22 protein-coding genes and 1 tRNA gene are annotated in these 22592 nt (G+C 67.2%); 13 read left to right on the forward strand and 10 right to left on the reverse strand.

Annotation, left to right across the window (positions count from 1 at the left end):
- Nucleotides 1–95: 95 nt before the first annotated feature.
- The 9 genes from ASG86_RS03310 to ASG86_RS03350 all read left to right on the forward strand — a co-directional run bounded on the left by ASG86_RS03310 (nucleotide 96) and on the right by ASG86_RS03350 (nucleotide 9531).
- Nucleotides 96–701, forward strand: a complete 606-nt coding sequence (locus tag ASG86_RS03310) for a PadR family transcriptional regulator (RefSeq protein ID WP_056330196.1) — start codon at nucleotides 96–98, stop codon at nucleotides 699–701.
- A complete protein-coding gene (locus ASG86_RS03315; protein WP_056330199.1) occupies nucleotides 698–1435 on the forward strand; it encodes an ABC transporter ATP-binding protein in 738 nt (245 codons plus the stop codon). The genes ASG86_RS03310 and ASG86_RS03315 overlap by 4 nt, the downstream gene beginning before the upstream one ends.
- The gene (locus ASG86_RS03320) at nucleotides 1435–4290 is read left to right on the forward strand and encodes a hypothetical protein (RefSeq protein WP_056330202.1); all 2856 of its coding nucleotides are present in this window, start codon (nucleotides 1435–1437) and stop codon (nucleotides 4288–4290) included. Before ASG86_RS03315 ends, ASG86_RS03320 begins: the two co-directional genes overlap by 1 nt.
- 117 nt (nucleotides 4291–4407) lie before the next feature.
- The gene (locus ASG86_RS03325) at nucleotides 4408–4692 is read left to right on the forward strand and encodes a DUF1540 domain-containing protein (protein WP_056330203.1); all 285 of its coding nucleotides are present in this window, start codon (nucleotides 4408–4410) and stop codon (nucleotides 4690–4692) included.
- A gap of 218 nt (nucleotides 4693–4910) precedes the next feature.
- Nucleotides 4911–7208, forward strand: a complete 2298-nt coding sequence (locus ASG86_RS03330; protein WP_056330206.1) for a carbon starvation CstA family protein — start codon at nucleotides 4911–4913, stop codon at nucleotides 7206–7208.
- Nucleotides 7208–7411, forward strand: a complete 204-nt coding sequence (locus ASG86_RS03335) for a YbdD/YjiX family protein (RefSeq protein ID WP_056330209.1) — start codon at nucleotides 7208–7210, stop codon at nucleotides 7409–7411. Before ASG86_RS03330 ends, ASG86_RS03335 begins: the two co-directional genes overlap by 1 nt.
- A 79-nt stretch (nucleotides 7412–7490) precedes the next feature.
- Entirely contained in the window at nucleotides 7491–8117 is a 627-nt protein-coding gene (locus tag ASG86_RS03340) for a bacterial proteasome activator family protein (RefSeq protein WP_056330211.1), read from the forward strand.
- A gap of 7 nt (nucleotides 8118–8124) precedes the next feature.
- Nucleotides 8125–8568, forward strand: coding sequence for a hypothetical protein (locus tag ASG86_RS03345; protein WP_056330214.1), 444 nt, complete (start codon nucleotides 8125–8127; stop codon nucleotides 8566–8568).
- Nucleotides 8569–8685: 117 nt separating this feature from the next.
- The gene (locus ASG86_RS03350; RefSeq protein ID WP_056330216.1) at nucleotides 8686–9531 is read left to right on the forward strand and encodes an aldo/keto reductase; all 846 of its coding nucleotides are present in this window, start codon (nucleotides 8686–8688) and stop codon (nucleotides 9529–9531) included.
- A 164-nt stretch (nucleotides 9532–9695) separates the two neighbouring features.
- Here ASG86_RS03350 and ASG86_RS03355 read toward each other — a convergent pair whose 3' ends face one another.
- The 3 genes from ASG86_RS03355 to ASG86_RS03365 form a co-directional block, all read right to left on the reverse strand.
- Nucleotides 9696–9881 carry a hypothetical protein gene (locus ASG86_RS03355; RefSeq protein ID WP_056330218.1) on the reverse strand — a complete coding sequence of 62 codons (186 nt, stop codon included), beginning with the start codon at nucleotides 9879–9881 and terminating at the stop codon, nucleotides 9696–9698.
- Between the two features lie 100 nt (nucleotides 9882–9981).
- Nucleotides 9982–11073, reverse strand: a complete 1092-nt coding sequence (locus ASG86_RS03360) for a hypothetical protein (RefSeq protein ID WP_056330222.1) — start codon at nucleotides 11071–11073, stop codon at nucleotides 9982–9984.
- Between the two features lie 63 nt (nucleotides 11074–11136).
- Nucleotides 11137–12126, reverse strand: coding sequence for a hypothetical protein (locus tag ASG86_RS03365; RefSeq protein ID WP_056330224.1), 990 nt, complete (start codon nucleotides 12124–12126; stop codon nucleotides 11137–11139).
- Between the two features lie 126 nt (nucleotides 12127–12252).
- Between ASG86_RS03365 and ASG86_RS03370 the strand changes: the two genes are divergently transcribed.
- Nucleotides 12253–13494, forward strand: coding sequence for an NAD(P)/FAD-dependent oxidoreductase (locus ASG86_RS03370; RefSeq protein WP_056330227.1), 1242 nt, complete (start codon nucleotides 12253–12255; stop codon nucleotides 13492–13494).
- Between the two features lie 34 nt (nucleotides 13495–13528).
- On the opposite strand, the gene ASG86_RS03375 is transcribed toward ASG86_RS03370, so the two are convergent.
- The 6 genes from ASG86_RS03375 to tmk form a co-directional block, all read right to left on the reverse strand.
- Nucleotides 13529–14194 carry a hypothetical protein gene (locus ASG86_RS03375; RefSeq protein WP_056330229.1) on the reverse strand — a complete coding sequence of 222 codons (666 nt, stop codon included), beginning with the start codon at nucleotides 14192–14194 and terminating at the stop codon, nucleotides 13529–13531.
- A gap of 118 nt (nucleotides 14195–14312) precedes the next feature.
- Nucleotides 14313–14987, reverse strand: coding sequence for a polysaccharide deacetylase family protein (locus tag ASG86_RS03380; RefSeq protein WP_235565081.1), 675 nt, complete (start codon nucleotides 14985–14987; stop codon nucleotides 14313–14315).
- Nucleotides 14988–15587: 600 nt separating this feature from the next.
- Nucleotides 15588–15660: transfer RNA gene (locus ASG86_RS03385), tRNA-Thr, on the reverse strand.
- Nucleotides 15661–15764: 104 nt separating this feature from the next.
- Nucleotides 15765–17333 (reverse strand): alpha/beta hydrolase, encoded by a 1569-nt coding sequence (locus tag ASG86_RS03390; protein WP_056330234.1) that lies wholly within the window; start codon nucleotides 17331–17333, stop codon nucleotides 15765–15767.
- Complete coding sequence (locus tag ASG86_RS03395; RefSeq protein WP_056330236.1) at nucleotides 17330–18493, reverse strand: DNA polymerase III subunit delta'; 1164 nt, start codon at nucleotides 18491–18493, stop codon at nucleotides 17330–17332. Before ASG86_RS03395 ends, ASG86_RS03390 begins: the two co-directional genes overlap by 4 nt.
- Nucleotides 18490–19164, reverse strand: coding sequence for a dTMP kinase (tmk, locus tag ASG86_RS03400; protein ID WP_056330239.1), 675 nt, complete (start codon nucleotides 19162–19164; stop codon nucleotides 18490–18492). Before tmk ends, ASG86_RS03395 begins: the two co-directional genes overlap by 4 nt.
- A gap of 133 nt (nucleotides 19165–19297) precedes the next feature.
- On the opposite strand from tmk, the gene ASG86_RS03405 reads away from it, so the two are divergent.
- Together ASG86_RS03405 and ASG86_RS03410 are read left to right on the forward strand one after the other, a co-directional pair.
- Nucleotides 19298–20488: a trans-sulfuration enzyme family protein gene (locus ASG86_RS03405; protein WP_056330241.1), complete on the forward strand. Its 1191-nt coding sequence runs from the start codon at nucleotides 19298–19300 to the stop codon at nucleotides 20486–20488.
- A gap of 9 nt (nucleotides 20489–20497) precedes the next feature.
- Nucleotides 20498–20851: a DUF2516 family protein gene (locus ASG86_RS03410; RefSeq protein ID WP_026266062.1), complete on the forward strand. Its 354-nt coding sequence runs from the start codon at nucleotides 20498–20500 to the stop codon at nucleotides 20849–20851.
- An 18-nt stretch (nucleotides 20852–20869) separates the two neighbouring features.
- Here the strand turns inward: ASG86_RS03410 and ASG86_RS03415 are convergent, their stop codons facing one another.
- Nucleotides 20870–21715, reverse strand: coding sequence for a class I SAM-dependent methyltransferase (locus ASG86_RS03415; RefSeq protein WP_056330244.1), 846 nt, complete (start codon nucleotides 21713–21715; stop codon nucleotides 20870–20872).
- Between the two features lie 98 nt (nucleotides 21716–21813).
- Between ASG86_RS03415 and ASG86_RS03420 the strand changes: the two genes are divergently transcribed.
- On the forward strand, nucleotides 21814–22560 hold the full coding sequence (locus tag ASG86_RS03420) for a phosphoglyceromutase (protein WP_056330247.1): 747 nt from the start codon (nucleotides 21814–21816) through the stop codon (nucleotides 22558–22560).
- Nucleotides 22561–22592: the final 32 nt, after the last annotated feature.

A 22592-nucleotide genomic window follows, 5' to 3' on the forward strand; every position in this document is an offset into this window, starting at 1 on the left:
TTCCGGTTCCCCTCCGCGCTAGTCTGTCTATACGCGGTATGCACGGGTCTTGGGGGCCTGTGCATACCGGTAGTGACTAAGCCCGGGGGAGCAACATGTCTATTCGCCACAGCCTCCTCGCCCTGCTGCAGGACCAGCCGCGTTACGGCTACCAGCTGCGGGTCGAGTTCGAGAACCGCACCGGAGCCACGTGGCCCCTCAATATCGGGCAGGTGTACACCACGCTTGACCGGCTGGAACGCGACGCCCTGGTGGCCAAGGAGGGCGACGACGGCGAAGGCCACGTCGTCTACAGCATCACCCCCGCCGGCAAGGCCCAGGTGCGGAATTGGTTTGCCGCCCCCGTGGAGCGGAACAACCCGCCGCGCAACGAGCTTGCCATCAAGCTCGCGCTCGCCGTCACCCTGCCCGGTGTGGATGTCCAGGCCATCATCCAGGCCCAGCGTGTGGCGTCAATCAGGGCCCTGCAGGACTACACCAAGGCGCGCCGCGACACGGCCGCCAACCAGCGGGCCACGGACACCGCCTGGCTGCTGGTCCTCGATTCGCTGATCTTCCAGACCGAAGCGGAAGTCCGCTGGCTGGACCTCTGCGAGGCCAGGATGGTCCAGCAGGCCCAGGCCGCTGCGACGGGTGGAGCACGGAAAACGTCCAACGGGGCCACGGAAGACGCCCCGCTCAATGCGGACAGCCGCCGGTGAGCGTGCAGGGTCCGCAGCAGGTCCTTGAACTCGCCAAGGTGGGCAGGACGTTCGGGGAAGGCGCGACGGCGGTCGCCGCCCTCCGCGACGTTGACCTCACCATCTCAGCAGGGGAGTTCGTGGCCGTCATGGGCCCGTCGGGCTCCGGCAAGTCCTCCCTCCTCGCCCTTGCCGGCGGGCTGGACCGGCCGACGTCGGGCGCTGTCTACGTGGAGTCCACGCCCTTGGCAGGGCTGGGACTGAACGAACTGGCCCGCTTACGCCGCCGCGCCGTCGGCTATGTCTTCCAGGACTTCAACCTGGTCCCCACGCTGACTGCCGCGGAAAACGTGGCATTGCCGCTGGAACTGGACGGAACATCCACCAGGAAAGCGCACCGGCAGGCGGCCGATGCGCTCCGGCAGGTGGGAATTCCGGAGCTCGCGGACCGGTTCATGGACCAGATGTCCGGTGGCCAGCAGCAGCGCGTGGCCATTGCCCGGGCCATCGTGGGCAAGCGGCGCCTGATCCTGGCGGACGAACCCACCGGTGCCTTGGACTCCACCACGGGCCAAGGGGTCATGGAGGTGCTGCGCGCCAGGGCCGACGCCGGTGCAGCCGTCATGCTCGTAACCCACGAACCCAGGCACGCCGCCTGGGCGGACAGGGTGGTCTTCCTTCGCGACGGACGCATCGTCGACCAGGCCGCAGCCATGCACGACCCAGCCATGCTCCTGACGCAGGCCGGACTCTGATGCCCCTGGACCTCGCTCCGGTGCCGCAAGGGCGCCGGAGCAGCTACCGGGTTGCCCTGCGGCTGGCACGCCGCGACATCGCAAGGCACAAGGGACGGTCGCTCCTCATCGTCCTGCTGATCATGCTGCCCGTGGCCGGAATGACCGGCGCCGCCACCCTCTATCAGAGCTCGCAGCGGACACCGGACGAAATAGTCCGTTACGAACTGGGCAGCACCCAGGCCAGGTTCAGCGCCCTGCCGGTGCCCAGTGCCGATTCCCTTCAGGACCCGCTCAACGACGCCATGGTCGCCTCCAGCACGGGCCGCTATGATCCGGAGTTCCACGCGACCGACCCCCGCGATATGCTTCCCGCCGGCTACGACGTCCTGCCGCGACGCGAACTGCCGCTGACCACTGGAGTAGGGGATGCCCTGGTCGCCCTCCAAGGCGTTGAGGTGGACGCACTCAATCCGGCCTTCACCGGCAAGTTCACCCTCCTGGAGGGGCGGGCCCCGCGCGGCGGGGCGGAGGTGTTGGCGTCAACCGGGCTGATGGCGCGTTTCCACCTCACCTTGGGGCAGGAATTTACGACGTCGGCAGGAACGTTTGTGCCGGTGGGAACCCTTCGCGACGCCGGCGCCGCGGACAGCAACAGCATTCTGTACCTGAAGGCCAGCCAGGTCCCCGCGAACCTCGCCCGGGGACCGCAGACCCACCAGTCCGTGTCGTACTACCTGGTGGGTCCGGAGCCGGTCATCTGGCAGCAGATCATGGCGGCCAACAGCAAGGGGGTGGGCGTCCTCTCACGCAGCGTGGTGCTGAACCCGCCGTCCCTTCCGGAGCGCACGGTTCCCGGTTCCCTGCCGCGGGACGATTCCTCCGCCCTGGTGGCGGTCTACGCCACCTTCGGCCTGATCGGCTCCCTGGCCCTGCTGGAAGTCGGTTTGCTCGCCGGGGCTGCCTTCGCTGTCGGAGCAAAGCGGCAGGTGCGTGAACTTGCGCTGCTGGCGTCCGCCGGGGCGGAAAGTTCCACCATCGGCGCTGTGGTCACGGCGGGCGGGTTGTGGCTAGGCGGCATCGCGGTCGCCGTGGGAGTCGGGGTGGGCCTGGGAGCCGCTGCCGGCGCCGTCCACGTGGTCCGTTCCACCGGCTCTGTCCGGCTGGCCGGCCTGCATCCGGACTTCCTGCTGACCGTGGTGGCCGTGGCCATGGGGCTGGCGGCCTGTATCCTCGCGGCGATGGTGCCCGCCCGCCAGGTGTCCCGGCAGGCGGTGCTGGGCGCACTCAAATCCGGCCGGGCGCCGGCACCAAGGGGACGGCGTGCAACACTGGCGGGCGCCGCCACGCTGATGCTTGCAGCTGTGCTGCTGGCTGCCGGCCGGCTGCTGGGCATGTCCACCACCGACCCTGACCGGCAGGCGGAGCTGCTGCCGCTGGCGGTCACGATGCTGATTATTGGCGCGGTGCTGGCTGTAGCCGGCCTGGTGCTGCTGACCGGCTGGCTGATCCAGCGGCTCACCTCGCGGACCTACCGGTTGTCCCTGTCCCTTCGCCTGGCCGCGCGCGACTCGGCCCGGAACCAGGGGCGCAGCGTTCCCGCCGTAGCCGCCGTCCTTGCTGCTGCCGCGCTCGCCAGTGCCGCGCTGGTGCTGTCCGCCAGCCAGCAGGCGGGACAGCGGGAATCGCATTACTGGGGCGCGCTGGAAAACCAGGCGTATCTTCCGCTGGTGGTGGATTCACCGGTGTCGTCCGATGGCAGCAGGCCACCGTCGCGGCAGATCGATGCGGAGGAACTGTCCACGGCCCTCTCCGGTGCCCTGGAGACGGTGGAATGGACACGGGTGATGATGGCCCCGGAAAGCCTGCGCACCTGCTCGGACGGGCCGGCTGACCTGACGGTGCCTGCCCGGACGGCAACCTCCAACTGCCTCATGTACTCGCTGGCGAAGCCTGCAGCCAACCAGTGCCCGCGGACACCACAGGGAAGGATGGTGGATCCGGGTGACTGGCGCTGCCGCGGGGCTCTCGTGGGTGACCAGCCGTCCGACCGGGCCATCCTGGTGGGCGGCGCGGACGACATCCGGGCAGTACTGGGCCGTGCCCCCTCCGCGGAGGCACTGGCCGTGCTGGACGCCGGCGGGATGGTGGTGGCCAATCCCGTGTTTGTCACAGAGGGAAAGGTCCTGCTGCAGGCGCAGGATGTGCGGACGCAGGTGCCGTCGGCGTCGGGCCAGGCCTCCGTCCACGCAACGGTCAGGAGTGACTCCCTCCCAGCGGCAGTGCTTGAACCGGCCGTCCCCGTTCCCTATTACGGCGTTGTCTCACCGGAAACTGCCGCGCGCCTGGACCTGGGCGCGGCACCGGCCGGATTGTTGGTGCAGTTGGCGGGCTACCCTTCTGACGCGGAAGCGGACGCGGCCACCGCTGCTGCGGCGGCAGTCTATGGGCAACCCGGCATCCCTTTCCAGGCAGAGCCGGGAATTTCCCAGGGCACCCAATGGGCCATCTGGCCCATTGTCGCCGTGGCCGCACTCATCACGTTCAGCGCAGCAGGCATCACCACCGGCCTGTCCCTGGCCGACGCCCGCGCCGACCACGCCACACTTGCCGGGGTGGGCGCCTCGCCACGGCTCCGCAAGGCGTTGGCCGGGTCCCAGGCCCTCTTTACCAGCGGTATCGGTATTGTCCTGGGAGCGTTGGCGGGATCGGTGCCTGCCGTCCTGCTTGTCCTGTCCACGGACATGCGGACAGCCCTGGAGGTTCCGTGGCTGCACCTGCTTGCCCTCGTGCTGGCTGTACCGGCGACGGGTGCGGTGCTTGCCTGGGCCTTCACCCGCTCCGGTCTCCCCCTGTCCCGGCGCAATTTGGCCTGACGGAGCCTGGCCCCGCGGCATTAGGACACATAATTGGGTCTTTTTGATCGCTGGGATCAGGCCTACGGTGGGTTCCGGAAGCTGCCCGCCGGGTAGCGGAACTTACGGAGGAACCTCATGACAACACATGTTGCCGACTGCAGTGTCACCCGTTGTTCATTCAACGACCATGAAGGCTGCACCGCGCACGCCATCACTGTTGGCGGAAGCCAGGACCATGCATCCTGCGCCACGTTCATCGAGACCGGCATCCACGGCGGCCTGCCCAAGGTCCTGGCCGATGTGGGAGCGTGCCAGCGCGCCGAGTGCGTCCACAACGACCACCTGATGTGCAACGCCGCCGAGGTGCACGTGGGCCCCGGCGCTGACAACGCCGACTGCCTCACCTACGCCCACGCCTGACTAACCCTGACCCTCCCGAAGGCTCCCGTCCGGAATCCTGGACGGGAGCCTTCGCCGTGCCGCCGCCCGCCGTCGTCCACGTGATCCTGCTCATTCGGCGCCGGCTCACCGCCGCTCGCCGCACAGCCCGGCGCCGCGCCGCCGTCGGGCGTTTCCGGCATGTTACCCCTTGGTAGGGTTCCCAGTAGCAAAAGTGGGAAATCTCTCAAGGAGGAGACATGGCCGGAGTGCCTGACCAGCGGAAGAACGGATCCCGGGCGGAGGGCGGACTGGCGACGGACCCGGATCTTCCCCCGCCTTCCGTGGACAAGGCACGGCTTGAGGCCGAGGAGCGGAGGTGGACGCCGGCCAAGATCGCCCTCTGGGCAGCAATAGCCCTCCTGGGTGGCGTCGCCTGGTTCATGCTGGCGATCGTCCGCGGGGAAACCGTCAATGCCATCTGGTTCGTCTTTGCCTCCGTGTGCACCTACCTGATCGGGTACCGCTTCTACTCCAAGGTGATTGAGCGCTACATCACCAGGCCTGACGACCGCCGCGCCACCCCTGCCGAATACAAGGCCGACGGCAAGGACTACGTCCGCACGGACCGCAACGTCCTCTTCGGCCACCACTTCGCCGCCATCGCCGGCGCGGGCCCGCTGGTTGGCCCGATCATCGCTGCCCAGATGGGGTATCTCCCCGGCACCATCTGGATCATCCTCGGCGTCGTCCTCGCCGGCGCCGTCCAGGACTACCTGGTCATGTTCTTCTCCATGCGCCGCGGCGGCCGGTCCCTCGGCCAGATGGCCCGCGAGGAACTCGGCGTCATCGGCGGCACTGCCGCCCTCATCGCCACCCTGCTGATCATGGTGATCATCGTGGCCATCCTGGCGCTCGTCGTCGTCAATGCCCTGGGTGAAAGCCCGTGGGGCGTGTTCTCCGTGGGCATGACCATCCCCATCGCCCTGTTCATGGGCGTCTACCTCCGCTACCTGCGCCCCGGCAAGGTCATGGAAGTCTCGATCATCGGCTTCGTCCTCCTCATGGCGGCCATCATCGGCGGCGGCCTGGTGGCGCAGACCGAATGGGGTGCCACCGTGTTCCACCTGGACAAGGTGACCATTGCCTGGGGCCTCCTTATTTACGGCTTCATCGCAGCGGTCCTGCCCGTGTGGCTGCTGCTGGCCCCGCGCGACTACCTCTCCACCTTCATGAAGATCGGTGTCATCGTGATGCTCGCGCTGGCCATCATCGTGGTCCGGCCCGAAGTCAGCGTCCCGGCCTTCAGTGAATTCGCCAGCCGCGAGAACGGACCGGTGTTGTCCGGTGCCCTGTTCCCCTTCCTGTTCGTCACCATCGCCTGCGGTGCGCTGTCCGGTTTCCACGCCCTGATTTCCTCCGGCACCACCCCCAAGCTGGTGGAGAAGGAACGGCAGACCCGGTACATCGGCTACGGCGGAATGCTGATGGAGTCCTTCGTCGCCATCATGGCCCTGGTGGCAGCCATCTCGATCGACCGAGGCCTCTACTTCGCCATGAACGCCCCCGCAGCCCTTACGGGCGGGACCGTGGAAACGGCAGCAACCTGGGTCAACAGCCTGGGCCTGAGCGGCGTCAACATCACCCCCGGTCTCCTGAGCGAAACCGCCGCCAACGTTGGGGAGCAGAGCATCGTCTCCCGCACCGGCGGCGCACCCACCCTGGCCGTGGGGCTGGCGCACATCATGCAGCAGTTCATCGGCGGGACGGCCATGATGGCGTTCTGGTACCACTTCGCCATCATGTTCGAGGCACTCTTCATCCTCACCGCCGTTGACGCCGGCACGCGCGTTGCCCGTTTCATGCTGCAGGACTCGATCGGCAACTTCGTCCCCAAGTTCAAGGAAGCCTCCTGGCGCCCGGGGGCCTGGCTCTGCACGGCCATCATGGTGGCTGCCTGGGGTGCCGTGCTGCTGATGGGCGTGACCGACCCGCTGGGCGGCATCAACACCCTGTTCCCGCTGTTCGGCATCGCCAACCAGCTGCTGGCCGCCATCGCGCTGGCTGTATGCCTGGCGATCGTGGCCAAGCGCGGCACCTTCAAGTACCTGTGGATCGTTGCTCTGCCGCTGTCCTTCGCCGCCGTGGTCACCATCACTGCCAGCTTCCAGAAGATCTTCTCGCCCGTCCCCGCCGTGGGGTACTTCGCCAACAACGCCGCCTTCAGCAAGGCGCTGGCCGATGGCAAGAAGGAGTTCGGCACCGCCAAGACCGTGGCCGCCATGGAAGCCGTGGTCCGCAACACCGCCATCCAGGGCTGGCTCTCCGTGATCTTCGTGGTGCTCACCATCATCGTGATCGCGACGGCGGTGCTCGCCACCGTCAAGGCGTTCCGTGACAAGGCGGCCGGGAGAGCCACCACGGACAACGAGGACCCGGCAGTTCCCTCACGGGTCTTCGCCCCCGCCGGGCTGGTGCCGACAACGGCTGAACGGGAATTGGCAGCCGAGTGGGACAGGGTGCCCGCAGACGTACGGCTTGAACGGGCCGGGCACTGATGAGCGCCGGTATGGCCCTGGTGGCCAATGGATTCCGCGGCTTCGCCCGCTACCTGGGCGGAGTCATGGGCGCGGACGCCTATGCCAAGTACCTGGAACACCACAGGGCGGCCGGGCACCAGGAACCGCCCCTCACCGAACGCGAGTTCTGGCGGGACCGCACGGACCGCCAGGACACCAACCCGCAGGGGAGGTGCTGCTGATTTGAGCCGGCAGCGGACAAGCCCGCCACAGGCCTTCATGGGTGGGCCCCTGGCGGATGGGCCGTGAGAGTATGAACGCATGAGCGATCCCAATGACACTCAGGCACCTGAGGACCTCCCGGTAGAAGGCACCCCCGTTGATGACGCCCAGGACCCGGTACAGGTTCCGTCCGCCGCGGACGGCAAGCCCCGGGGCAGCAGCCTGCAGGACCTGGTGGACGAGCCGGCCAAGGTGATGCGGATCGGCACCATGATCCGGCAGCTGCTTGAAGAGGTGAAGTCCGCGCCGCTGGACGACGCTGCGAGGGGCAGGCTGGCGGCCATCCATGCCCGCTCCATCAAGGAGCTGGAGGACGGGCTTGCGCCCGAGCTCGTGGCGGAACTGGACAGGATCAACCTGCCGTTCTCCAATGAGGCCACTCCCTCCGATGCCGAGCTCCGGATCGCCCAGGCCCAGCTGGTGGGCTGGCTGGAGGGCCTGTTCCACGGGATCCAGACCGCCATCGCCGCACAGAACGCCGCCCGCGAACACGCCGCAGCGCAGCTGCAGCTGCGCCAGTTGCCGCCGGGCACCATGATTGCCCCCGGCGTCGTCATTGGCGAAAACGGTGAGCCGCAGCGTGCCCCGGCCGGGGCACGCCCCGGTCCGCAGGCGCGGCCCGGCCAGCGTGAAGACCCGGACCACGGTCCCGGGCAGTACCTGTAGGTTCCGCTTGGGCCTTTTCAGCGCCGCCCGGCAGGGGCGCAAAGATGACGCGGAATTGGGCAAGGGGCTGTGGCGCCGCGCGCACGACCGCTTCCAACGGGGACTTGACCGCTTCCACCAGGTGCTCGAGGGCGTGGAAGACGACCAGCTGTACGGCGAACTTCTTGAGATCGCCAACGAACTGGCTGCCGTCCTGCAGCGCGTCCGGGCGGTGTGCATGGAGGCGCAGCGGCGTGCGCCCAGCGAGGGCCTGGACATACCGGCAGGCCTGGCGGACGTGCACAGGTCCCTGTCCAAGGCCGGCAATTCGCTGGCCACCACCGCCGAAGCGGCGGCCATGCTTCGGCTCGCCGTGGGCCCGGTGCCGGTTGGTGCCGCGTCCGTGCGGCGCCGGGCTGACGCCGTCTTCCAGCAGGTGGACGACGCCGAGAGGCGGCTTCGCGGGGACTAGCTGGGCCGGCGGCACGAAAATATTCCCGCTTGGGCAGGAGAATATTGCGGTTAAGCGGGTGGCTTACATTGACCCAATCGGGGGCGTGGCGCGGGGGACGTTTGGCAGGATGAAGGAATGACTTCTTCACCTACCTTGACTTTCAACGACGGAAACACGATCCCCCAGCTCGGCTACGGTGTGTGGCAGGTTGAGGACGACGTGGCTGAAAAGGTTGTCCGCCAGGCGTTCGAAGCCGGCTTCCGCCACATCGACACTGCGAAGATTTACGGCAACGAGGCAGGCGTGGGCCGCGCCATCGCCAGCTCCGGCCTGTCACCGGAACAGATCTTCATCACCACCAAGCTGTGGAACGCGGACCAGGGGTATGAGTCCACCCTCGCCGCTTTCGAGGAATCCATGGACCGGCTTGGCCTCGAAACGCTTGATCTTTACCTGATCCACTGGATGCAGCCCAAGCAGGACAAGTACGTTGACACCTGGAAGGCCCTGATCGAGCTCCAGAAGCGCGGCCGGGTCAAGTCCATTGGTGTTTCCAACTTCACCGCCGAGGGCCTGCAGCGCCTGATCGACGAAACCGGAGTGGTTCCGGCCATCCACCAGATCGAGCTGCACCCCTACTTCAACCAGCGTGAACTGCGGGACTTTGGAGCCGAAAAAGGCATCCTGACCCAGGCCTGGTCCCCACTGGGCCAGGGCGGGGAACTGCTGGAGGACCCTGTTGTCGCCTCGATCGCTGCGAAGCACCAGGCCACCCCTGCCCAGGTGGTCATCGCATGGCACCTCGCCATCGGCAACGTGGTCATCCCCAAGTCCGTCACCGAGTCCCGCATCAAGGAGAACTTCGCGGCACTTGAGGTATCCCTGGACGCTGAGGACGTCGAAGCCATCAACAACCTGGACCGGACCGCCAGCGGCGAAGGCCGCATTGGACCCGATCCCGCGGTCTCCGACTTCGCGTAACCCGCGACGGCGGCACCGGCCCAACAGGCCGGGGAATCCGCCAAACCAACGTCAGCCCGCGCTGCCGGCAACCGCCAGGCAGCGCAGGCTGACGCCTTTAACGTCGATGGTGCAGAACATGGCCGTGGTGCCGTTGGCCGGCCCCGGGCCTTTCCCTGCGGCGGTCAGGCAGCGATCTGGACGTGCTCTACCGTGACGGAGTCCACCACGGCCCAGTTGTCTTCGCCATGGCAGTGGCGGCAGGCGAAGCGCTCGGCCTCTTCAAGCGTTTCAAAGACCTCTGAACGTGTGCGGCCGCAGTCGGCGTCAAAGTACGTTACGTGAAATTCCTGTACAGCGTGGGTTTCCATAGATCCAGTGTGCAACCGGGGTCTGACATTCCCAGGAACCAGCGCGCCGCGTGTTGTCTGGACATGACATGGCGGCGCGACTGGCGGCGGACCTGGAGGTTCAGTTGGTCCGTGAATCTGCGATGGCTTCCGGCGTCGGCCGTACCTTCAGCGCGAGTCCGGCCAGCGACAGCATCACCAGTCCGCTCCAGGTGAGGGTGCCGGTCCATATCTCGGGCTGGAAGCTGAGCGCCCCGTCATGCAGTGCCACGGCAGCGAAATAAGGCGCCCAAAAAACGACGGGTGCCAGGCCCGCGGCAGTCATGAGCCGCCCGGGCCGGTCCGGGGCAGGACGCACGGCCGCCCACACCAGTCCCACGAGGACGGCGCCGGCGAGGGCCGCCGGAAGAAACCATGCATCCCGCAGGGCCACCATGGCCTGCAGGGCTGCGGAGGGGACCAGTGCCATCGCCGCAACCAGCACGGCCGGCAACCGCCACCGCAGCGACAGCAACAGGACGGGAACGAAGAGCACCACGGTTGAGACAAGGAATGAGGCAAGGGAGACCATGATGCTCGACGACGTCGGAACCGTCACGGCCGGCTGGGTCCCCGCGGCGCTGGAGTAGGTCTGGATGAGGCCATGGCGGGCGAAGACCGCGAACTCCTGCAGGATGAACGCCGCCACCATTCCGGCGAGCATGGCGCTCACGAACGCCGGCACCAGCTGTGGCCAGGCCCGGTCAGGAGAGTGCCATGCTGCCGAGAACGGGGCGCCCAGGATAAGGAAGGCGCCGGTAGCGAGTCCCAGATGGGACGGGCTGAACAGTGCGCTGATGTTCTGCTCAATGCCGAACACCGAATGCCAGGCGAAGTCGCCCATTCCCGACGCCAGGAAGAGCATCACGCCGGCCGCCGCAGCTCCATAGCCTGCGGGAACCGCTTCCCGCCATCGCGTCCCCGGGGCATGCCGGCGCCAGGTCAGGGCGGCGATCCAGACGGCGCACGCCGCGAAGCCCGAGTAGAGGATGGCGTGCCACGGCGTGAAGAACGTCTCCAGGTCGCGGAGGTTGTTGTGGGCCCAGCCGTCAACGTAGGTCCCGGTAATGAGCCAGACACCGGCCGCGAGGGTGACGGCGTCTTCCGCGGCCGTCGTGGGGCGGTGAACTGACACCGGCGGAATCGCAAAGGCGTGTGCTGCTGCGGCGTCCATGGCTACAGAGTAGGTCCTGCCGGCACCCGGGGCGAGGGGACTTTCACAACACGTTGGCGCCTCTCAGTTGCTGGCCAGGCGGAGGACGCGTTCCTGCGCAAGCATGGCGGTACGGCTGGCCTTGCCGGCCGCCCGCACCGCTTGTTTCGCCTCCGCCGAAGTGGCGGCAAGTCCCTTGCGGGAGCGGTCCAGGCTTTCCTCGACGGCCTTGAGCCGGCTTCGAAGGTCAGCCGTTTCCTGCTGCAGTTCCGCTATTTCCAGCCGCATCCGTTCCTCCTGCTCCTGCAGGTCGCGTGCCAGCCGGGTGGCTTCCTCTTCCGTTGCCTGGGCTTCGGCCAGCGCAGCCTTGGCCCGTTCCAACGCCGGCGGCGACGCCGGCCGCGGTGTCTGGCGCACGGCCTCAAGCCGGGGCTTGGCGCGCGGTGGCTGGGATGCCTGCTCCGCCGTCGTCCGTGTCTTTGCCGCTGTTGCCTTTGCTGCTGCTCCCTTCACCGCAGCCGGGGGAGGGCTGGCACGGCGGGTGGTGCGCGCAACGGGGAGCATCCCTGGGAGGGCCACCGCCCCGTCCAGGTCCACGTCATTGATGCCGTCGGCGGTCAGCACCTTCAGCAGCCGGCCACTGCCCACGGCAGCCTCAGCACGCTCATCTGCCGTCATCGAGCGCAGGGTCTCCTCAACGTCGGCGGCCATGGCGTCGCTGATGGGGCGGCCCTGCTCCTGGGCAACAGCCCGGGCAACATCGACGGCGTCAGCCAGCATGGAGCGGCGCTCCCGGCCCAGCTCGCGGAGGGCAGGCGCATCCAGCGAATCCTGGGCCGCCCGCATGCGCTCCCCAAGCCCGCCAAGCCCGGCCAGCACGTCCGGCCGGTACCGGGAAAGCATGTTGACTGCCCAAGCGGCCACGGCTGGTTTCGGAAGGGCGCGGACCGCTGCAGCCAGCTGCTTGTCCTGGAGCGCAGCGTCCTTCGCCGCTCCGGTCCGGGCCGCAACGAAGTCGTCCAGCGGCCCGCCGTACAGCCTGTCCGCAATGTCCGCCAGGGCTTCGTCTTCCATGCCGCCATCTTAGGTGCCATGCTGCAGCGGGCCGGCCGGTCCGCCCGTCCGGCTCCTGGAGAGGACGCCGCCTGCAGTGGCAAGGGCACTCTGTTGTTCATCGGCCCGTAGGGGTATGTTGCACAAATGGACGATTCATACCAGGTCATTGTGGTGGGCGGCGGCTTCGCCGGAAAGACGGCGGCTGAGGAGTTGGGCCGCAAAGGCGTCCGGGTGCTGTTGCTCGATGCCAACAATTACCAGCAATTCCAGCCGCTCCTCTACCAGGTGGCTGCATCCCAGATAGGCGTCTCGGCAGTTACAAGGCCGCTCCGCTCCGAGTTCCGCCGGATCAACAACGTGCGGGTCCTGACGGCGGAAGTGACATCGATCGACGCGGCCAACCGCACCGTCACCACCGTAGACGGTTCAAGCTACCGGGCCAGGATCCTGGTCATTGCCACCGGGGCCGTGCCCAACTTCTTTAACACCCCCGGGGCTGAAGAGCACGCCTACCCGCTGTACTCTGTGGCGGACGCAACACGGCTCAGCGCTGCCATCACCGCCGTCCTGGACGAAGCTGACCGCGAGCCGGCGGCGGAGGCCGACGTGATTGTGGTGGGCGGTGGTCCCACGGGTGTGGAGACTGCCGGTGCCCTGGCGGAAAACGTCAAATACATTCTGCCCAAGTACTTCACACCGGGACTGGCCGCCCGGTGCCATGTCCACCTGGTGGATATGGTTCCGAATGTGCTTGCCGCCTTTTCGGAGAAATCACAGGCGTACGCCCGCCACCGCCTGACCAAGCTGGGCGTGCAGCTGCACATGGGCCAGGCAGTCGGCGAGGTACGGCCCGACGGCGTGACCCTCAAGGACGGCACCGTCATTCCTGGCCGTATCGTGGTGTGGGCCGGAGGCCTGCAGGCCGGCCGGATCATCACCGAGTCCGGCCTGAAACAGGGCAGGGGCGGCAGGGTGGACGTGCAGCCGGACCTCACAGCCCCTGACTTCGAGGGCGTGTACGTGCTGGGGGACTCCGCCAACATCACCGACGCCGCAGGAAACAAATTGCCGCAGCTGGGTTCGGTTGCCCAGCAGTCAGGCAAATGGGCGGCCCGCAACATCCATGCTGACCTGACCGGGGGTGTGCGGCAGCCCTTCCGCTACCTGGACAAGGGGTACATGGCCATGGTGGGCCGCGGGGCAGCCGTCGCGGAGCTGGGGCCCCGTCGCCTGCAACTGCAGGGACCCCTGGCATTCGTGTCGTGGCTGGCGGTCCACCTCGCCCTGCTGCCCGGATTCCAGCAGAAAGTACGGGCCCTGTTCTCCTGGGCAAACGGTTATGTCACCCACAGCCCGGCGCAAGTAGTGGTGGGCAGGCCGGATTAGGTTCGCGCCCGCACCTGCCGCGCCGCCGCCGTCGTCAGTTTTTCATGAAACTCAGGAGGCGGCCCGCCACGGCCCAACCCGACGCCTGGTAGCGGTCGGCGATGTCCGGTTCAACCACCATGTGCAGGTACTCGACGCCGTGGACGAACGCCTCCTCGGCCATGCCCGCGAACAGCCCCTGCTCAAACGTTGCCTGCTCCGGCCCTTCTGGGAGTTCCGTGACGGCGACCGCCGCGAAGTCGTCCCGCACCTGGATACGGCCCCTCGCCACGGGGCGGTCATAGACGGTGATTTCGACGGCGTCGTAGCTCTCCATGGGTGCCAGGGCCACCTGGGAGTTTTCCGGCAGTTGCACCGCTGTGTTCAGTCCGGCGGTTGCAGCCATGAGCAGGACCCGCTCCGAAGCCCGGGTGAGGCCGTCCGGAGCGCCCATGCCCTCAGCCTCGGCGCAGACCAGGGTGAGGCGTACGCCGGAACCGGCCGCTGCCTTGGCGGCAAGTTCCTCCACAGCAGGCCCCGGCCAACCTGCCAGGTACTCCTGCCCCTTGGCCGGCTGCCCTTGACCCGCGGGCCCTGCATTCGTCTGGGCAGGGCCGTCTCCGACGACGAATCCCGATTCCACGGCCTCAACCCTGCGCTCGTGAAGATCCGCCCAGGCAGGCACCCAGCCGATGGCGGGTGTGTTGTGCTGTTCCGGCATGGCGGGTCCTCACGTTTGGCGCCGGCCGGACATGGTCCACCCGACGCTGCTGGGCAGGCTTTCCCTGTCAACGTATCGGATCAGCACCCACCCTGCCAGCCGAAGTGTGCAGGCACGGTCAAGGCAGATGGGTGAAGGTGGTTCCAGCCGAGATCAGCTTGTCCACGGCCTGCTTGGTGCCTTCCGCGGTTCCGCCGTTGGGATGGTTGCCGTGGCAGATCACAATGTCTCCTGCCCGGGCCCTGCCCACCTCTTTGGCTACGACGGCGGCGGAATATGTTGCACCGCCGTCGCCATTGATGCTGAAGCCCGCAGGCTTCACGCCCAGCGTGCCCAGGATCTCCACGGCAACATCATCCATGTAGGCGGTGCCCGGGCGGAAGTACCGGGGACGTTTGCCTGTTATCCCGGACAGGACCTGATCGTTGGGCATGATCTCGTCGTAGACTTCGCCGGCACTCCTGGTGCCGGGGATGCCATAGGCCGTGTTGCCGCTGGTGGACAACGGCTTATGGGACGTTCCGTGGTTTGCGATTTCAAAGAGCGGATCCGCTGCCAGTTGCCTTGCCGTGGCCGGATTGGCTGTGACCCACCGGGAATTCAGGAAGAGCGTCGCCGGGACATGCCGTTGGCGCAGCATGTCGATCAGTGCCTGATCGTAACCGCTGCCGCCGGCACCGCCGCAAAAGTCGAAGGTGAGGGCGACGCCCTGTGAGCCGGAGGGCAGCCGCGTCAGGACACCCGGAGCTTCCAACCCCCAGTACCGCGCCTGGCGCGTGGTGTAAGTGTCCACGATCTGTGTCCGGGCCGGCACGGGCGCCGCTGGCCTGTTAGGCGTCGACTCGCCACCCCCGGGGCCCGTCTGTGCAAGCGGCGCGGAGACCTCATCCCTGCAGGTTTGCCCCAACGTATCTTGCGCCGCGGAACAACGTTCTGAACGCTGCTGCAGGTCCGGCACGGCGGCCGACAACGTCAGCACGGCTGCCAGGAGGACGGTCCTGCGCGCGGGGCCTTTCCCGTCCTGGCTCAAATGCCGGGGTGCGTTTGGTTCCACTCCTAAAATCCCCGCCGGGCCGCGACGCCGACGAACGTACGGGCTCGCCGCCCCGGGCATCCGGGGATGTCCGGCCGGGCGCAGCCGGAACGGACTGGATGTGCCGCGGCGCGCGGAACAGCAGCGTGGAAGCGGGGGATCATGTGGGGAGGATACCGCGGCTGTCCTGCCGTTTCCTGAACCTTGCAGCTCACGCGGAGCGGCGGGCGTAACAAAGGGCCTTGGCGTTCACTTATCCGCTGTTTCGCAAGCGTGCCGTGCCCTCAGGCAGTACCACCCGCTTAACCAGCGAAAAACCCCGGAAACCCCAAAAGGAGGGGCTGTCCGGGGTTTATCCCGAGCTTCCTATCAGAATCGAACTGATGACCTTTTCATTACGAGTGAAACGCTCTACCGACTGAGCTAAGGAAGCACCGCACAAAATCCCCGGCGGAACCGGGCGCTTCATGCAAGAGTCAACTGTAATAGAGTCCCGCCGCCCCGGTCAAAATGGCCGGACGGACTGTGGTGCGACCCTCAGCACACCGTGTTGTCGGCCGGCAGTTTGCCGCTGACCAGATAGTTGTCCACCGAATCCTCCAGGCAGCTGTTGGCCCGGCCGTAGGCGGTGTGTCCTTCGCCCCTCCAGGTGAGCAGGGAAGCGTTCCCCAGCTGCTTGCGCAGCGACGCGGCCCAGTCCACGGGAGTTGCGGGGTCGCCCGTGGTACCGATGACCACGATGGGCGAGTCACCGCTGTATTCCACAGGGGCCGGCGTGCGCACGTTCTTGTAGGGCCACTCTGCACAGGTGATCCCGCCGTAGGCGAAGAAGTAGCCCAGGGTGGGGGAGTCCTGTTCCAGCCGCTTCTCCTCCGCGCGCATGCCTTCGGTGTCCGAAACCATGGGGTAGTCCAGGCAGTTGATTGCGTTGAAGGCAAACGTCGAATTGGAGGTGTAGGTACCGTCGGGGGAACGGTCGGCGCCAAGATCGGCAAGCCGAAGCATGAGGCTTACATCACCGGACACAGCAGCTTCCAGCGCCTGGGTGAGGGCCGGCCAGCTTTGGTCGTTGTACAGCGGGGTAATGAGGCCGCTGACCAGCGTGGTGGCATTCACCAGCCGGCCGTCCTTGGCAGTGCGGGGTGTCTGCTGCACGGAGTTGATGAGGTCCCGGATCTGCTGCACGCCGGATTCGACATCACCACCCAGGGGGCACTTGCCTTGCTTCTGGCAACTGGCCACGTAGCTGTGCAGTGCTTTTTCGAAGGCGCGGGCCTGGCCGCTGGTCAGGTCCTCGTTGCTGATTGATGGATCGAGAGCCCCGTCGAGGACCATCCGGCCCACATTGGCCGGGAACAGTGAGGCATAGGTGGAGCCAAGGAAGGTGCCATAGGAGTACCCCAGGTAGTTCAGCTTGGTGTCGTTGACGACGGCGCGGAGAACGTCCAGGTCCTTCGCGGAGCTGACGGTATCGATGTGCCCCAATACCGGGCCCGTTTGTGCTGCGCACTGGTCAGCGATGGCCTTGGTGTCAGCCAATGCCTCCGCCAGCCCGGCCTCGGTTTCGTATTGGTAGGTCTTGGCGCGCGCGGCGTCGCGCTCCGCATCCGTCAGGCAGGTGACGGGGGCGGAGCGCTTCACACCGCGCGGATCGAAGCCCACCAGGTCGTAGGCGTTGCGGACAGCGGCTGAAAAGTGTGTCCCGGCGGCGTCTTTCACAAAGTCGTAGCCGGAGGCACCCGGTCCGCCGGGATTAACCAGGAGGCTGCCGGTCTTCTTTCCCGTGCTGGCGGCCCGCAGTGCGGCAATCTGGATGGTATCGCCGCCGGGATTGCCGTAATCCAGGGGCACGGTCACTTTGGCGCACTGGAACTCCTTTTCGCAGGGCTGCCACACGACTTCCTGGGAGTAGAACTTTTCCAGCCCGGCGGGAGCGGACGCCACGATCGACGGGTCGGCCTTGGCGGTGGCAGCCTCCGGCGGGTTTTTGTCGCCGCCGTTCAGGAGACTGCACGAGGCCAGGACCATGGCCAGGGCCATGGCACCGGCGGCGCGGACGGCGACACCGATGGACCTGTGGCGTGCGGGCAGGGGGCGGGCAGTCATCGGGTCTCCTTGGAGGGCTGGATCAGGCTGGCAGCCATGGACTCAATGGTCAGCAGCGGGGCAACGTTGGTGGTGGTGATGCGTTCACGGGCTTTGTTGATGGCATCCATTCGGGCCAGCGTGGCTTCCGGGGTGGAGCGGGCGGCAAAGTCTTCCAGCTCACTCCTCAGCTCAACGTTGACCAGCTCCACGGCGTTCCCAAGCTGGATGATCAGGACGTCCCGGTAGAAGGACAGCAAGTCCGTCAGTGTCCGGTCCAGGGAGTCCGTAATGGACCTCTTGGCCCGCCGTTTCTGGTCGTCTTCGAGCTGTTTCAGCTGGCTGCGCATGGCCGGAGGGAGGGTGCCTGATTCCGGTGCGCCCAGCGTCGCCAGGAGGGCAGCCTTCTCCGCCGCGTCCCTTTCCTCGTTGGAGCTGTTGGCTTCTGCCGTGGCAATCTTGACCAGCTTGTCCGCCATCATGACCGCGGCTGTTACGCCGCGCAGCCCAAGCGGAAAGCGGACCGTCTCCAGGCGGCGTTCCCTTGCGGCAGGATCCCTGGCGAGCCGCCGGGCAATGCCCACGTGGCTCTGGGCAGCACGGGCCGCCTGCTCAGCAAGGGCAGGGTCAACGCCGTCGCGCCGGACCAACAGCGCTGCCACGTCGGAGGCGGGCGGCAGCCGCAGGGCCACGCTGCGGCAGCGGGAACGGATGGTGACCAGGACATCGGCAGGGGACGGCGCGCAGAGCATCCACACGGTCCGCGGTGTAGGTTCCTCGATGGCCTTCAGGAGCACGTTGGTGGTCCGCTCGGCCATGCGGTCGGCGTCCTCCACCACGATGATCCGCCAGCGCCCGGACGATGGCCGGTTGCCCGCGGTAGCCACCAGTTCGCGGGCTTCGTCAATGGTGATGGTGACCTTCTCGGTGCGCACGAACGTTGCGTCTGAATGGGTCTCACCCAGGATCGTGTGGCATGCCTGGCACTGTCCGCAGCCACGCAGGCTGACGTCCTCCTGGTCGCAGTTCAGCGCGGCCGCGAACGCCTTGGCCGCATTGGAACGCCCCGACCCCGGTGGGCCGGTGAACAGCCACGCGTGAGTCAGGCTTTCGCCGCTTGCGGCCTGGCGCAATTGTTCGACGACGGCGGGCTGGCCTTGGAGGTCATCCCAGACGGTCATGAGCCACCGCCGTCCGTGGCCGTTGCCGCGGCGGGAACAGCAAGGAGCGTATCCACCCGGGCGAGGATCTGCCCGGCCAACTCATCCACCGGCAGGTGGGCCGGGAGGACCAGGTACCCCTCCGGGCGGCCGGCGGCGAGGCTGAGGAAAGCTTCCCGGATCCTGGTGTGGAACTCGTCGGCCTCGGATTCCAGGCGGTCTTCCGCTGCCTGGCCGGCAGTCCGGCGCCTGCGGCCAAGTTGGGGGTCGACGTCCAAAAGGACTGTGAGGTGGGGCTGGAGGCCCGAGGTGGCCCACTCATTGAGGGAGCGTACCGCCTCCAGGCCCAGGTTGCGGCCGGCCCCCTGATAGGCCACAGAGGAGTCGATGTACCGGTCCGTCAGCACGATCTCACCGCGGCCAAGGGCCGGGCGGATGACCTGGGTGGCGTGGGCGGCGCGGGAAGCGGCAAATATGAGCGCTTCCGTGTGGGCATCGATGTGGCCGTTCCCATGATCCAGGACCAGTGACCGCAGTTTCTCGCCCACCGGGGTGCCGCCGGGTTCCCGGGTGCGCAGCACGGTGTAGCCACGGGACTCCAGTGCCGCCGCAAGCCTGGCTGCCTGGGTGGACTTGCCGGCACCATCGCCACCTTCGAAAGCGATGAATACGCCGGCCCTCTGTTTATTCACTACTCAAGCCTACCGAGGCGCGGCGACATTCCTGGCCTCCGTATACCCCCTGTGCAGGAGGGGTGGATGTACCAGCGTCCACAAAATGACACCACTTTTCGGCCCAATTGGCCGGAACAGTACGCTTTTCACCATGAGTCTTTCCGAGCATCAGGCCGCTGCCCTCTCACCCGAGACCGTGGTGGTGGCGGCAGGGCGTCCGCCGCGGGAAAGGGACCAGCCGGTCAATCCTCCCATTACCCTTTCCTCCACCTACTTCGGCACCGGCCCCCTGGGGGACGGGGACCGGGGTTACGGCCGCTACTCCAACCCCACCTGGGATCCCTTCGAGGAGGCGCTGGGCCAGCTTGAAGGATCCGCTCTTCCCGGCCTGCTATACGCGTCGGGGCTGGCTGCGGTCAGTTCCGCGCTGTCCCTGATACCTGCCGGCGGCGTGCTGGTCATGCCCAACCACAGCTATTCCGGCTCGCTGGTGATGGCCTCGGAACTCGCCGAAAAGGGCTTCATCGAACTCCGGACCGTTGACATTGCCGACACCGATGCGGTGAAGGACGCCCTGGCACCGAACGGCCCGTCGTCGAAAGCCGCGGCCATGCTGTGGCTGGAAAGCCCCACCAATCCCATGCTGGGAATCGCTGACATGGCCGCCGTCGCGGAGGCCGCACATGCGGCCGGCGCGATCGTGGTCACGGACAACACCTTCTCCACGCCCCTGGTGCAGCAGCCCCTGCTGCTTGGCTCCGACGTCGTCCTTCACTCGGTGACGAAGTACCTTGCCGGGCACTCCGACGTCGTCCTCGGTGCGCTGGTCACCGCCAACCCGGACATCCGCTCCGCGCTGCTCCACCACCGCATCATTCACGGCGCCATCGCCGGTCCCTTTGAGGCATGGCTCGCGCTGCGGGGACTGCGGACCCTGGCGCTGCGCGTGGAGCGGTCCCAGGAGTCTGCGATGGTCCTGGCGGAACGTCTCGCCGCGCACCCCGCCATCGAATCCATCCGGTTCCCGGGGCTGGATACCGATCCGGGCCACGCCCGGGCCAAAGCGCAGATGAAGGGGTTCGGCTCCATCATCTGCATCCAGGTGGCACCCGCGGCGGGCCTGGGCGGCGCCGACGCCGCGGACAAACTGGTGCAGGCGCTGGATCTCTGGCTCCCTGCCACGTCCCTGGGCGGGGTGGAGTCCCTGATCGAACGCCGGCGCCGGCACTCAGCCGAACCCGCCAGCGTGCCGGAGAACCTGGTCCGGCTCAGCGTCGGCGTGGAAAACGTCGAGGACCTCTGGGCCGACCTGAAACAGGCGCTGGACACACTGGAGGGCTAGGCTGGGCTTGTGGACGGTCGAATAATCATCGCGTACGTAGAGCAGGCAGTGTTCTTCATCCTTGGCCTGGTGGCACTGGGGCTTGAACTGTGGGCGTTCGTCGACTGCGCCCGGCACCGGGCCAACGCGTTCGAAGCCACGGGCAAGCGGACCAAGACCTTCTGGCTTGCCCTGACCGGTGGCGCGCTGCTGGTGGGCATCATCTCGCTGTTCGGCGCCGGCGGCGGCATCATCAGCACCCTCGGCCTCTTCGGGCTCGCCGCGGTGGTGGCGGCCTCCGTCTACCTGGCCGATGTCCGTCCCGCAGTAAAGGACGCGGGCCGCGGCGGCAGCCGCAACATGGGCCCCTACGGCCCCTGGTGATCAGCGCTTAACCCGGCCCTAACCCAGCGGGGCCACCGCTTGCCAATCCACCGTCAGCTCGCCCAGTCGCCACCTGGCCGGTCCGTCCTGGAGCGGCCACCCGGCGTCGCGCAGGCTTCGGCACATACCCACCCAGCGCTGCCTGTTGCCAAACGAGGCAAGCGGCGCGCTCCCCAGCCACGCCCGGTCCATCGCCTGCATGAAGGCATGAACCGGTTCGCCCGGGACGTTGCGGTGGATCAAGGCCTTGGGAAGCCGTTCGGCCACGTCCGAGGGCAGGTCGAAACTGCCGAAACGGACAGAGATGCTCAAGGACAACGGGCGGTGTTGGTCAAGGGTCACCCAGGTCACGCGCCGCCCAATCTCGTCGCACGTGCCGTCAACGAAGATGCCGTCCGGCGACAACTTGTCCTGCACCAGCCGCCAGATGCCCTGGACATCGGCTTCCTCGTACTGCCGGAGGACATTGAAGGCGCGGACCAGGACTGGACGCCCGGGAATGGGCAGTTCGAAGCCGCCCACGTGGAAGGTCAGCCCGGGCCGCTGCAGGGGAAGCGCGGCGCGGACGCGCTCGGGTTCAATCTCAATCCCGCAGACCCGTACGTCCGGCCGGACGGCAGCGAGCCTTTCATAAAGTTCGACGGCGGTGGCTGGGGTTGCGCCGTAGCCCAGATCGACGACGAGGGGGTCCGCCCCGGACCGCAGGCGCCAGGCCTGCGGTCCGGTCAGCCAGCGGTCCACCCGGCGCATCCGGTTGGGATTGGTGGTGCCGCGGGTTACGTTGCCCACCGGGCGGCCCTGCCGGGTGCCGGAGGTCCTGCCGGAAAGTTGCGGGGCGTTCACCCGTTCAGCCTTTTGAACCACCGCACAACCCTATCCCCGCCGTTCGGGGAGGCGGGCGCATGGCAGTCGGCCTTGTAACGCTGGGCGGGCGGCAACACTGCTCGGCTAGGATGAAAATCATGACTTACAAGCTGATTCTGCTGCGCCACGGCCACAGCGAATGGAACGCCAAGAACCTGTTCACCGGCTGGGTGGACGTCGACCTGAACGACCAGGGCCGCGCGGAAGCAGCGCGTGGCGGTGAGCTGCTGGTGGAGAACAACATTCTCCCGGACGTGCTCTACACCTCCCTGCTGAAGCGGGCCATCAACACCGCGAACATCGCCCTGGACAAGGCGGACCGCGGCTGGATCCCGGTCAAGCGCGACTGGCGCCTCAACGAACGCCACTACGGCGCGCTGCAGGGCAAGGACAAGGCCCAGACCCTCGCCGAGTACGGCGAAGAGCAGTTCATGGAATGGCGCCGTTCCTATGACACCCCGCCGCCGCCCCTGGACGACGACTCCGAGTTCTCCCAGGCGCACGACCTCCGCTATGCAGACCTCGGCGACGCCCTTCCCCGCACCGAATGCCTGAAGGATGTCCTGGTCCGCCTCCTGCCCTACTGGGAATCGGACATCAAGGAAGACCTCAAGGCCGGCAAGACGGTCCTGGTCACCGCGCACGGCAACTCGCTGCGCGCCCTGGTCAAGCACCTTGACGGCATCAGCGACGAAGCCATCGCAGGCCTGAACATCCCCACCGGCATCCCGCTGGTCTACGAACTGGACGAGGACTTCCAGCCGGTCAAGCCTGGCGGAACCTACCTCGACCCCGAGGCCGCCGAAGAGGCAATCCTGGCCGTCGCCAACCAGGGCAAGAAATAAGGCATTAACGCGTACGACGGCGGGCTGGTCAC

It is taken from the genome of Arthrobacter sp. Soil764, from assembly GCF_001428075.1.
In the GTDB taxonomy this organism is placed as follows: Bacteria; Actinomycetota; Actinomycetes; order Actinomycetales; family Micrococcaceae; genus Arthrobacter.

What these genes read in the sequence shown, in the direction of transcription:
- ASG86_RS03325 (WP_056330203.1), top strand. Translation starts at nt 4,408, where the DNA reads ATGACAACACATGTTGCCGACTGCAGTGTCACCCGTTGTTCATTCAAC.
- ASG86_RS03320 (WP_056330202.1), top strand. Translation starts at nt 1,435, where the DNA reads ATGCCCCTGGACCTCGCTCCGGTGCCGCAAGGGCGCCGGAGCAGCTAC.
- ASG86_RS03365 (WP_056330224.1), bottom strand. Translation starts at nt 12,126, where the DNA reads ATGGAAGACGAAGCCCTGGCGGACATTGCGGACAGGCTGTACGGCGGG.
- ASG86_RS03360 (WP_056330222.1), bottom strand. Translation starts at nt 11,073, where the DNA reads ATGGACGCCGCAGCAGCACACGCCTTTGCGATTCCGCCGGTGTCAGTT.
- ASG86_RS03390 (WP_056330234.1), bottom strand. Translation starts at nt 17,333, where the DNA reads ATGACTGCCCGCCCCCTGCCCGCACGCCACAGGTCCATCGGTGTCGCC.
- ASG86_RS03335 (WP_056330209.1), top strand. Translation starts at nt 7,208, where the DNA reads ATGAGCGCCGGTATGGCCCTGGTGGCCAATGGATTCCGCGGCTTCGCC.
- ASG86_RS03395 (WP_056330236.1), bottom strand. Translation starts at nt 18,493, where the DNA reads ATGACCGTCTGGGATGACCTCCAAGGCCAGCCCGCCGTCGTCGAACAA.
- ASG86_RS03350 (WP_056330216.1), top strand. Translation starts at nt 8,686, where the DNA reads ATGACTTCTTCACCTACCTTGACTTTCAACGACGGAAACACGATCCCC.
- ASG86_RS03420 (WP_056330247.1), top strand. Translation starts at nt 21,814, where the DNA reads ATGACTTACAAGCTGATTCTGCTGCGCCACGGCCACAGCGAATGGAAC.
- ASG86_RS03310 (WP_056330196.1), top strand. Translation starts at nt 96, where the DNA reads ATGTCTATTCGCCACAGCCTCCTCGCCCTGCTGCAGGACCAGCCGCGT.
- ASG86_RS03375 (WP_056330229.1), bottom strand. Translation starts at nt 14,194, where the DNA reads ATGCCGGAACAGCACAACACACCCGCCATCGGCTGGGTGCCTGCCTGG.
- ASG86_RS03355 (WP_056330218.1), bottom strand. Translation starts at nt 9,881, where the DNA reads ATGGAAACCCACGCTGTACAGGAATTTCACGTAACGTACTTTGACGCC.
- ASG86_RS03340 (WP_056330211.1), top strand. Translation starts at nt 7,491, where the DNA reads ATGAGCGATCCCAATGACACTCAGGCACCTGAGGACCTCCCGGTAGAA.
- ASG86_RS03405 (WP_056330241.1), top strand. Translation starts at nt 19,298, where the DNA reads ATGAGTCTTTCCGAGCATCAGGCCGCTGCCCTCTCACCCGAGACCGTG.
- ASG86_RS03330 (WP_056330206.1), top strand. Translation starts at nt 4,911, where the DNA reads ATGGCCGGAGTGCCTGACCAGCGGAAGAACGGATCCCGGGCGGAGGGC.
- ASG86_RS03370 (WP_056330227.1), top strand. Translation starts at nt 12,253, where the DNA reads ATGGACGATTCATACCAGGTCATTGTGGTGGGCGGCGGCTTCGCCGGA.